This is a genomic window from Mycetocola zhadangensis, from assembly GCF_003668565.1.
Classification (GTDB): domain Bacteria; phylum Actinomycetota; class Actinomycetes; order Actinomycetales; family Microbacteriaceae; genus Mycetocola_A; species Mycetocola_A zhadangensis.
This window is the reverse complement of record NZ_RCWJ01000003.1, coordinates 439,170-450,000: the sequence shown is the minus strand read 5'-3', so window position 1 is coordinate 450,000 and position 10,831 is coordinate 439,170. Positions and strand designations below refer to the sequence as shown.

Annotated in this window: 8 protein-coding genes; 7 read left to right on the top strand and 1 reads right to left on the bottom strand. The window is 63.2% G+C overall.

The window, feature by feature from the left end; all coding sequences use genetic code 11:
• The first annotated feature begins 171 nt into the window (after window positions 1-171).
• From D9V28_RS12735 to D9V28_RS12710, 6 genes are all read left to right on the top strand, one after another.
• A complete protein-coding gene (locus D9V28_RS12735) occupies window positions 172-1,155 on the top strand; it encodes an ABC transporter substrate-binding protein (protein WP_220700499.1) in 984 nt (327 codons plus the stop codon).
• A 97-nt stretch (window positions 1,156-1,252) separates the two neighbouring features.
• A complete protein-coding gene (locus D9V28_RS12730; protein WP_121660102.1) occupies window positions 1,253-2,788 on the top strand; it encodes a sugar ABC transporter ATP-binding protein in 1,536 nt (511 codons plus the stop codon).
• The gene (locus D9V28_RS12725; protein WP_220700498.1) at window positions 2,785-3,822 is read left to right on the top strand and encodes an ABC transporter permease; all 1,038 of its coding nucleotides are present in this window, start codon (window positions 2,785-2,787) and stop codon (window positions 3,820-3,822) included. The genes D9V28_RS12730 and D9V28_RS12725 overlap by 4 nt, the downstream gene beginning before the upstream one ends.
• The gene (yjfF, locus tag D9V28_RS12720; protein WP_121660101.1) at window positions 3,819-4,835 is read left to right on the top strand and encodes a galactofuranose ABC transporter, permease protein YjfF; all 1,017 of its coding nucleotides are present in this window, start codon (window positions 3,819-3,821) and stop codon (window positions 4,833-4,835) included. Before D9V28_RS12725 ends, yjfF begins: the two co-directional genes overlap by 4 nt.
• An 87-nt stretch (window positions 4,836-4,922) precedes the next feature.
• Window positions 4,923-5,987 (top strand): LacI family DNA-binding transcriptional regulator, encoded by a 1,065-nt coding sequence (locus tag D9V28_RS12715; protein ID WP_229728003.1) that lies wholly within the window; start codon window positions 4,923-4,925, stop codon window positions 5,985-5,987.
• Window positions 5,984-7,072, top strand: coding sequence for a glycerate kinase (locus tag D9V28_RS12710; RefSeq protein WP_121660100.1), 1,089 nt, complete (start codon window positions 5,984-5,986; stop codon window positions 7,070-7,072). The genes D9V28_RS12715 and D9V28_RS12710 overlap by 4 nt, the downstream gene beginning before the upstream one ends.
• A gap of 19 nt (window positions 7,073-7,091) precedes the next feature.
• On the opposite strand, the gene D9V28_RS12705 is transcribed toward D9V28_RS12710, so the two are convergent.
• On the bottom strand, window positions 7,092-7,703 hold the full coding sequence (locus D9V28_RS12705) for a hypothetical protein (RefSeq protein ID WP_147441001.1): 612 nt from the start codon (window positions 7,701-7,703) through the stop codon (window positions 7,092-7,094).
• Between the two features lie 678 nt (window positions 7,704-8,381).
• Between D9V28_RS12705 and D9V28_RS12700 the strand changes: the two genes are divergently transcribed.
• Window positions 8,382-10,808, top strand: a complete 2,427-nt coding sequence (locus D9V28_RS12700; protein WP_147440999.1) for a CshA/CshB family fibrillar adhesin-related protein — start codon at window positions 8,382-8,384, stop codon at window positions 10,806-10,808.
• Window positions 10,809-10,831 lie beyond the last annotated feature (23 nt).

Here is a 10,831-nt window from a genome sequence, read left to right as displayed (position 1 = left end):
GAACCCGGGCAAACTGTGATCGCTCACAATCTGATAACGGACCACAACTGAGTCATTGCGCTCGACTGATTGTGAGCGCTAACATTCCAGCCATGACCAGAACGCACTGGTCAACCGGCGACAGACACAGCTCTCGTTCGCGTCACGCCGGCCGAACAAGGAGGTTTGGTTGTGAAGAAGATATTTGGTCCAGTGGCTGCCATTGGAGTCCTGGTCCTCGCGCTCACCGGGTGCGCACAGTCGGGTGGCGGCGAGTCTGATGGGCCCAAAGACCCCGGCGACATCGTCGTTGGATTCGCTCAGGTCGGCGCCGAAAGCGGATGGCGCACCGCGAACACCACTGACATCAAGGCGGCGTTCGAAGAAGCGGGCATTCCGCTGAAGTTCTCGGACGCCCAGCAGAAGCAGGAGAACCAGATTAAAGCGATCCGTTCCTACATCCAGCAGGGTGTCGACGTCATCGCGTTCTCTCCAGTGATCGAGTCTGGCTGGGATGCAGTGCTCAAGGAAGCAAAGGACGCCGAGATTCCGGTCGTTCTGACGGACCGCGCGGTCGACAGCAAGGACGACTCGCTCTATGTCAGCTTCCTCGGCTCCGACTTCATCGAAGAAGGCAAGAAAGCGGGCGAGTGGCTCGTTGAGGAGTACGCCGACTCAACGGACCCGGTCAACATCATCCAGCTCGAGGGCACGACCGGTGCAGCTCCAGCACTCGACCGCGCTGAAGGCTTCGCCGACGTCATCGCGGCCGACGAGAAGTTCCAGGTCGTCGCTTCGCAAACCGGCGATTTCACGCGCGCGGGTGGCAAACAGGTCACTGAAGCGTTACTCAAGTCCAACCCCGATGTGAACGTGATCTACGCGCACAACGACGACATGGGACTTGGTGCGATTGAAGCGATCGAAGCGGCAGGCCTCGTGCCTGGCACCGACATCAAGATCATCACCGTCGACGCCGTGAAGGACGGTATGCAGGCGCTCGCCGACGGCAAGATCAACTTCATCGTTGAATGCTCGCCGCTCCTCGGTAAGCAGCTCGTCGAGATTGTGGAGAAGGTCGTCGCTGGCGAAGAGGTGGAAAAGCGAATCATCACTGAGGAAACCACCTTCACCCAGGAGCAGGCGATCGAAGCTCTGCCCGACCGTCAGTACTGATCACATCTATTAGCACACCTCCCACTGCCGGGACCGGGCACTCCAGCCTGGTTCCGGCAGTGCCGAAATCCCACCCCTCAGCGCAGAGAGCAGGGTCATGATCGATCAGCAGCCAGCCGTCAGCATGGAAAACATTTCCATCGAGTTCCCGGGAGTGAAGGCCCTCGACGGCGTCAATTTCCGGATGTTCCCCGGTGAAGTGCATTCTCTTCTTGGCGAGAACGGCGCGGGCAAGTCCACGCTCATCAAGGCGCTCACTGGCGTGTACCGCATCGACAGTGGGGTCATCACGCTCGCGGGGGACGAGGTGTCGTTTCACAGCACGGCAGAGGCCCAGGCCGCTGGCGTCTCGACCGTCTATCAGGAGGTCAACCTTCTCACCAACCTGACGGTCGCCGAGAACATCATGCTTGGCAGGGAGCCGCGCCGATTCGGTCTCATCGACTGGCGTGCCACCCGGGCGCGCGCCGCCGAGCTGCTCACGAAACTGCACCTCGACATCGACCCGAACTCCCGACTCGGCTCTCACTCCCTCGCCGTGCAACAACTCGTTGCGATCGCACGCGCGACAGGCGTCCACGCACGGGTGCTCATCCTCGACGAGCCGACATCGAGCCTCGACGCCGACGAGGTGCAGGAACTCTTCCGCATCATCCGCGAACTCAAGGACGACGGCGTCGCCATTCTCTTCGTCTCCCATTTTCTCGACCAGGTGTACGAGATCTCTGACCGGCTCACCGTGCTCCGAAACGGCAAACTGGTCGGCGAATACCTGACGGAAGAGATCCTTCGAATCGAACTCGTCCAAAAGATGATCGGCAAGGAGTTGACCGTGCTCGAAGACCTCGAGCGCAAGACCCGCCTGCAAAATCTCGACGAGACGGAACTGACGCCGTACGTTCGTGCGATCGGCCTCGGTCGCAAGGGCTCCATTGAACCGCTTGACCTCGACGTTTACGAAGGCGAAGTCGTCGGACTGGCCGGTCTGCTCGGTTCCGGCCGCACCGAACTGGCTCGCATCCTCTCTGGCGTTGATCGAGCGGATGTCGGCACTCTCGAAGTCGAGGGAAAGGCCAAGCGCATTCGTACCCCACGCCAGTCCATCCGAGACCGGATCATCTACTCGAGTGAGAACCGTCGGGAAGAAGGAATCCTCGACGAACTCACGGTCCGCGACAATATCGCGCTCGCACTCCAGGCGGACCGTGGCTGGTTTCGGCCAATCCCGAAAAAACGACAGGATGAGCTCGCGGAGAGCTACATCCACGCCCTGAACATCCGCCCGGCCAATCCGGATGCGCTGCTGAAGAACCTATCGGGCGGAAACCAGCAGAAAGTGCTCCTCGCCAGGTGGCTCGCGATCGCTCCCCGATTGCTCATCCTCGACGAACCCACTCGCGGCATCGACGTCGGCGCCAAGGCTGAGATCCAGAAGCTCGTCTCAAACCTGGCCGAGAACGGGATGAGCGTCGTCTATATCTCCGCGGAACTCGAGGAGGTGCTGAGGCTCAGTCACCGTATCGCCGTGATGCGCGACCGCAGGATGGTGGCCGACATCGAGAACGACGACCTCACCACAGACAATCTGCTCGCGATCATCGCCGACGGTGCCACGACGGAGGCTGTGGCATGAACGTGAACAAGATTATGGCGAACCGGCTGTTTTGGCCGGTTGTGATGCTCCTCGTGCTCCTGATCATCAACCTTCTCGCCTTCCCTGGGTTCTTCTCCGTACAGATTCGTGACGGGCACCTTTTCGGCAGCCTCATCGACATCCTCCGCAACGGTTCACCGACGCTGATGATCGCCGTTGGTATGACGCTCGTCATCGCAACCCGGGGTATCGACCTCTCGGTCGGAGCGGTCTGCGCCATCTCGGGAGCCGTGGCGTGCTCCATCATTCTCGGCTCGAGTGACCCGGCCAGCCCGGCCACCGTCACGGTCGCAGTCGTGGTGTCCCTGCTGATTTCCCTCGTCCTTGGTCTCTGGAACGGCTTCCTGGTCGCGGTCGTTGGGATCCAGCCGATCATCGCCACACTGATCCTCATGACGGCTGGCCGTGGAGTTGCGATGCTCATCACCGAGGGCCAGATTCTCACGGTGAACAGTCCGCCCTTCAAAGCAATTGGTTCAGGGTTCTTCCTCGGCCTGCCGATCTCTGTGCTCATCGCCGCGGCCATCTTCGTGTTTGCTCTCGTGCTCACGCGCCGGACGGCTCTTGGCCTCATGATCGAATCGGTCGGCATCAACCCGGAGGCGTCGCGGCTTGCCGGGGTCCGGGCCAGGGGCCTGCTAATCGCGGTCTACGTCTTCACGGCGCTGTGCGCTGCCATTGCCGGACTCGTGCTCACGAGTAACCAGACAGCGGCCGATGCCAACAACACAGGGCTGTTCATCGAACTCGACGCCATCCTCGCGGTGGTGATCGGTGGCACTTCCCTCGCGGGAGGCCGCTACTCGCTGCTCGGCACACTGATCGGAGCGCTCGTCATCCAGACCCTGGTCACAACGGTCTACACGGTTGGAATCCCGCCGATTGCCACCATGGTGTTCAAGGCCGCTGTCGTCACTGTGGTGTGCCTGCTCCAATCGCCGCGCACCACCGAACTGATCGAGTCTGCGCGGCGCCGAAACGCACGCCGTCGCGGGAAGGCGGTGACGGCATGAGCGCAACTGTTGTCACTCCGTCGTCTCCGATCGCGACCGCGGCGGGGCGGGTCCGTGACTGGCTGACAAACCCGAAATACGGTCCGGTCATCGTCACGGCCGTGCTGCTCGTCGGTATGTTCGCCGTCGGAGCCACGCGCTATCGCGGCTTCACGAATCCACAGGTGATCGCAAACCTGTTCATCGACAACGCCTATCTCATCGTGCTCGCGGTCGGCATGACATTCGTCATCCTCACCGGCGGAATCGACCTCTCCGTTGGGGCAGTCCTGGCGATGTCGACGATGATTGCCGCGAGCCTGCTCCAGGCTGGCTGGGCTCCAGGGGTGATCATTCCGCTCATCCTCTTGGCGACATCGTTCCTCGGCCTCGCCGTCGGGTTGATGATCCACTACTTCCAGATCCAGCCCTTCATAGCGACCCTCGCAGCGATGTTCCTCGCCCGTGGTCTCTGTTACGTGATCAGCAAGACGACGATCTCAATCACTGACCCGGTGTTCACAGCCCTCGCTCAAACCCGGATCCCGCTCGCACCACGGCTGAGCATCACGCCAAGTGTGATCCTCGCCGTGCTGGTCGTGATCGTCGCCGTTGTGGTGCTGCACTATTCACGACTGGGTCGAACTGTGTACGCGATCGGGGGAAGTGAAGCATCCGGTGTCCTCATGGGTCTTCCGATCGCACGCACCAAGGTGCTTGTCTACGTGATCAGCGGCTTCTGCTCCGGTCTCGCCGGTGTGCTCTACAGTTTCTACACACTGTCGGGGTACGCACTCACCGCGATCGGCACTGAGCTCGACGCCATCGCCGCTGTCGTCATCGGTGGCACCCTGCTCGCAGGCGGCTATGGCTTCGTTCTCGGATCGGTTCTTGGAGTGCTCGTGCTCGGCACCATCCAGACGCTCATCACCTTCGACGGCAATCTGACCTCGTGGTGGACGCGCATTTTTATCGGCGCACTGCTCCTGGTGTTCATCTTCCTCCAGAAGGTGCTGACCGCGAGACGGACGTGACCGGGCGGCCACCGTGTTCTTACCGAGGTCCCTCGAACGAGATAATCGAATGAACGGGCGACAGTCGCCAGGCGGGAGCGGGCCCACGTGGTGACGAACGAGGACGAGAAGGCGCGCGTCGCCAACATCTTCGACGTCGCACGCCTCGCCGGTGTCAGCCACCAGACGGTGTCACGGGTGCTCAACGACCTGCCCAATGTTCGGCCGGCGACCCGCGAAAGGGTCGAGAAGGCGATCAAGCAGCTGCGTTACACGCCGTCTCAGGCGGCACGTGCCCTAGTCACCCGGCGGTCGCGCACGATCGGGCTGATCACGACGGGAAACCCCGACTTCGGTCCCTCATCAACGGCGCTCCATTTCAATGACGCGGCGCGTGACGCCAGGTACGCCGTGAGCATGGCCAGCATGCTTGACTCAGACGCTGCCTCACTTCGAGCGGCTGTCGAACTGCTGTTGCGCCAGAATGTCGAGGCCATCGTGCTCATCGCCGCGCACGCTGGCGCACTCGACGCTATCCTCAGCATCGAGCTGGGTGTTCCGCTGATCGCCGTCGACGCCGGCGGGCGCCCTGGTGTGCACAGCGTTGCCCTCGACCAGTACGCGGGCGCGCGGGCCGCTGTCGATCATCTCATCGGCCTCGGTCACACCCAGATCCGACACATTTCCGGTCCACTCGATTCGACGGATGCCACCGAACGCGTTCGCGGCTGGCGGGACTCACTCGCAGCGGCCGGCCTCGTCGCGCGTGAGCACCTCGTTGGTGACTGGACGCCGGCGAGCGGATACCGGCACGGGCAGGTGCTCGCTGACGATCACGACATGACAGCCGTGTTCGTCGGCAACGACCAGATGTCGCTCGGTCTGATCCACGCGCTCACTTCGGCTGGCCGGAGGGTGCCGGGGGACGTGAGCGTGATCGGATTCGACGACATTCCGGAGGCGGAGCACTTCGCGCCGCCACTCACGACGATGCGGCAGGATTTTGACGGCCTCGGCCGAGACATCATGACGGAACTGCTCGCTGTCCTCCGAGATGAAGAAGCCGCCGACCTGCCCCGCATTTCCCCGACTCTCGTGGTGCGCGAGTCCGCCGGTCCGCCGCCGGTCGCGCGCGCGGGGGCCACGCGGCTTTCTGGCACTGTCGACGTATGACACGCCACACCGTTGTGATCGCGCCCGATTCGTTCAAAGGCACCGCGACGGCCATCGAGGTGACAGACGCGCTCGCCGAAGGGTGGGCATCCGCTCGCCCTGGTGACATTCTCATACGGATGCCACTTGCTGACGGTGGCGAGGGAACTCTCGACGCGTTCGAGATCGCTGTGCCAGGTGCCGAGCGGGTACCAGTGACGGTGCATGGGCCTGACGGACGGGCCGTGAACGCCAGTTGGATTCGCTTGCCTGACAACTCTGCGGTGGTCGAACTCGCCGAAACGAGCGGAATTACGCTGCTGAGCCCGCTGCTTCCGGTCGACGCGCACACGATAGGTTTTGGCCAGGCAATCGCTGCGGCGCTCGATGCCGGCGTAGAGCGGGTCTACCTGGCGATCGGAGGAAGCTCATCGACCGACGGCGGCGTCGGAGCTCTGACCGCGCTGGGTGCGCGCTTTCTCGACGCAGACGATGAACCGATCGCCAACGGCGGGCGCGGTCTCGCTGATCTCGCATCGGTCAATCTCGGCGGGCTCAGGCAGCTTCCTTCGGGCGGCGCTGTCATCCTCAGTGACGTCACATCTGAACTGCTCGGTGCTGAGGGGGCCGCAGCCGTGTTTGGGCCGCAGAAGGGCGCAACGCCGTCCGATGTTGCCGCGCTCGACGCCGGGCTGGTCCGGCTGGCCGGGCTGCTGTCCGCCGATCCGGCCACCCCCGGTGCAGGGGCGGCGGGCGGAACCGGATTTGGCATGCTGGCCTGGGGTGCGACGCTCGCGGCAGGTGCGAATGCGGTTGGTGAGGTGGTGCGCGCGGCGGACGCCGTGGCATCCGCTTCAATTGTCGTGACGGGTGAGGGGCGTTTCGATGGCCAGTCCGATGCGGGGAAGGTGCCGTCGTACGTGCGTGCGCTCGCTGCTGCCGGTTCGGCCCAACCGATGCTTGTCGCCGGTGCCATCAGCGCTGAGCCTGTGGGTTTCGCAGCGACCGTGTCGCTGACCGAGATTGCGGGGAGCTCTGACGCAGCCATGACAGACACGCTGCGCTGGCTTCGCGCGGCGGGGGAGCGGCTCGCGCGCACGCTGTAACGTGCTGTGATTTTCCGCGCTACGGCTCGAGTGTTGGGTTTGCGGCGCGGAGAGCCTCGAGCGCCGCATTTGCCACGGGTGCCGTCGTGCTGAGTGTGTTTGCGTTGCTCATGATCCACAGGTTTGCGGTGAACAGGTGGGTTGCGGCCGTTGTCCCTACCTCGTTCTCGCTGGCCATTTCGAAGCTGATGACTCTTTCGAAGGTCACGTTGGAGAATCCCGCGTCGGAGAGCGCTGTCTCGAGAGTGGTTCGCTGGTCTGCCGTCACCTCCGCCACATGCAGCGTGAAGACGCCATCGGAATTGGGCACACCCCACGAGCATTGCGTCGCCTGGGATGCGGTCGCGAGGGTGGCGTCGATTTCTGCGAGAGGGAACAACCCGTTTGGCGCTGCTGGCGCTCGCTCGCCCAGGAACTCGGTGTCCTGGGCGAAGAACGATCGCGCCTGCTCGATCGGAAGCAGCGTCTCGCATCCGACCATCGTCAACGGTTCCGCACTTGGGCTCGGTGTGGGAAGCGGAGTTTTCGACGGGCTCGAAGTCGGACCCGGGGTCGGCTCGGGCTCGGGCATTGTGCACGCCGAGAGACCAAGCATCATCAGGGTGCACGCAACCGCAAGCACGTGTCTCATGGAACGGATGTTAGACCTCGCGAGGCTCGGCGGATAGGGGATCGACGCACTGGCCGGTCACATCACAACCCCGCCGTGTGGTGACCAGTAGTACGACACGTCGGTCGACCTGATGCGCGAGATCAGCTCTAGAGCGAACTCGGTAGTGGTCGGTCAGGTGCGGCCGTGAAACTCAGCGGCCAGTTTGATGTTGGGCACGGAAGAATGTGCTGCGGCACTGTCCATAAGTGGCGTGACCTGGGCCGGTCATGTGCGGCGGAGTCCGCGAGCAGCTGCCACCTCGAGAAGGCAGCGCGGGTCGCTCGTCGACGGATTCGGCGGTTTCTGGGTCGACGGGTGGGACCTTAGGTTCCCGCTCCACCCGATCCATTCCAGCCAGGCGGGCACGCGAGGGCGTGGGCCTCGTCCACCCTCAACTCACGAAGGCCGCCGAGTACGGCCACGGCGAACTGGCGGAGTGGACTGCTCTCATCGGGATCCATTTGACGCACAGCGTCGAGCTCGATGTGCCCGTTGGCCCCAGTTATGGGGAGCGGAGGGTGTATATACCGCTATGTACCCCGGGTACCCGGGTACATGCGTTCGCATCCATGCTGGGGCTCTCATATACTTTCCCCGGTATTGACGCGGCGACCTCCCCCCACGCCGCGATTTTAGTTCGTTTTGGAAGGCCAATAAGTGAACACGCGACACCGATCTGCCCCCCGCCCGAAAACCGCCCGGGGCGTGATCGCCGCGATCGTTCTCGCGATTCTTACGCTTCCGCTCGTCGCGATGCCCGCACAGGCGCAGCACGCCTCGCAGGGAACGGGGCGATACAACGACTCCGTGTTCTGGTTCGAATGGGAAGCGGTCCCCAATACAGGGACGACGCAGACAAATACCACAACGATCCTCGGTCAGCCGTTCGCCGTGACATGTTCCATCGCCAACATGACTCGGGAGCGCGGGACGGGGGCTGGTGACTGGCTCGCTCCGTACCGACCGGGCGTCTATAGCGGCGACATGCTGGACGACCTGTATAACCGTGGCGGCACAGGAACCTCGAACACCATGCCGATCGGGCTATTCACCCAGCAGGCGAACAGCATCGAGTTTGACTTCTCCTGCTCCGCCAGCCTGGAGGGAAGGCCCTACCCACTCGCGGGTCTCGTAATGGCTGACGCCGAAAGCACCGCTCCCAACGAGTTGATTGCGGCGAGTATCGCACCGAGCGGAACCTGGCGAGTGATCGATCGCGCCAGAAGCACCGCATGCGAATCCAACAGCATCCTCGCTAGCCGCACTGTATCCGATACCGAAAACCGGTTGTCTCTTGCCTCAACGGGGGAGTGCACGGCAGGAAGTCCTGTCAACGTCGCCTTCATGGACGGCGTTACCTCCGCCACCGATGTAACTGTTACGGGAAACGGCCGTGAGGCTATCGCGCTGGGCGTCGTGGCATCTTTTGAGGGTTCCGACGCCCCGGCAAGCTACGGCTCGGCTTCACACGGCCTGACCACGACGTTTACCGGTGGTGAGATTCCAGAGGGACCAGCGGTGCGTACGAATGACGCGGCGTTTGAATTGGCAACGCCTCTGCTGCCGACCCCGAGGCTCGGTGCGAGCGTTGACCCCGACGTGCAGCCGTTCACCAGTGCGGACGCCCGAGCAGATGACCTCGATGTTCAGGTTTCGTATGGCAATGTGAATGATGAGGATGCTTTCGCGGCAGGGACCACAATCTCTGTCGTGCCTGGCCAGATCCACCCGCTGTCGGTTCGCTGCGTTGGAACGGGCACCGTTGGCGGTTGGATCGATTGGGACCGTAATGGCACTTTCGACTCTGACGAACGTGCCCAGGCAACGTGCGCGGCTGGAGCAGCCGCGCTGTCCTGGACGGTTCCCGCTGATGTGCAGGCCACTCCGCCCGGGGCATTCACCTTCCAGCGTCTGCGCATCGCCTCCACCGCGGACGCAGTCGCTTCTCCATCGGGAGCCGCGACAAATGGTGAGGTCGAAGACCACACCCTGAGTGTCAACGTGCCGCAGCCGGCCGCGAACCCCGACACCCGAACAACACAGTTCGGAACGCCCGTCTCTGTCCCTGTCCTCGGTAATGATGTGACTGGCGGATCTCCGTTTGATCCCGCGTCTGTGCGCCTGCTCGACGGCGGCACACCGGTGACCTCCCTCGTGACAGACGAAGGTACCTTCACCGTCAACGAAACAACTGGCGAGATCACCTTCGCCCCGGCCGCGTTGTTTGCCGGCGTGACCCCTGCGGTGCCTTATCGCGTCACAGACGAGGCGGGTCGGTCCGTTGAGTCGACCCTCACGGTGACGGTAGTTGCCCCGACCCCCGTCGCGGTCGATGATGCCACCACGGGCGCGCAGGGTGCGAAACAAACCATTGACCCGGTAGCGAATGACACCGCCGGAGCCCGCGAGGTACCGTTGGACGCGTCGACGCTAACTCTGCTCGACGCCGACGGAACACCACAGTCCGAGATCGTCGTGGCCGGTGAAGGAGCTTACGAGCTCAAGGATGGGCGCATCGTCTTCACCCCCGAGGGTGAGTTCCTCGGCACAGCAACGGGGATCCGTTATCAGATTGCGGATGCCAACGGCACGCTGGTGACGGCGGTGTACACGCCGACGGTCACCGTTCGGCCGATCGTTGTGGTGGACGCCATCCTTGCCGAGGCTGAGCGCGGCGACACCGTGAGTGTTGACCCGAGCGACTCGAAGCCCGATCTCGACCCATCTACCGTTCGAATCATCGACGCGGCTGGCGCTCAAGTGACTCGTTTTGAGGTTGCAGGCGAAGGTGTGTGGACCGTCGACGCCGAAAGTGGCGTGATTACGTTCACGCCGGCCAGTGGATTCGACGGCGATCCGACGCCGATCCGCTACACCGCGGTCACCGCTCAGGGAGTAACTGTCCAGGGGACCGTTGAGATCCGATACTCGGACTCACCTTGGTGGGGACTGGCGGCGACAGGCGCCGCCCTGCCGACATGGACGATCCTTGTCGCACTGGTGCTGAGCCTTGCCGGCGTGAGCCTGGTCGCTCGCTCCCGCCGGACGGCCGTGAGGGCACCTGCTGACGCTACCCGCGAGTAAACGGGATGCCTGTGGGAGCCATC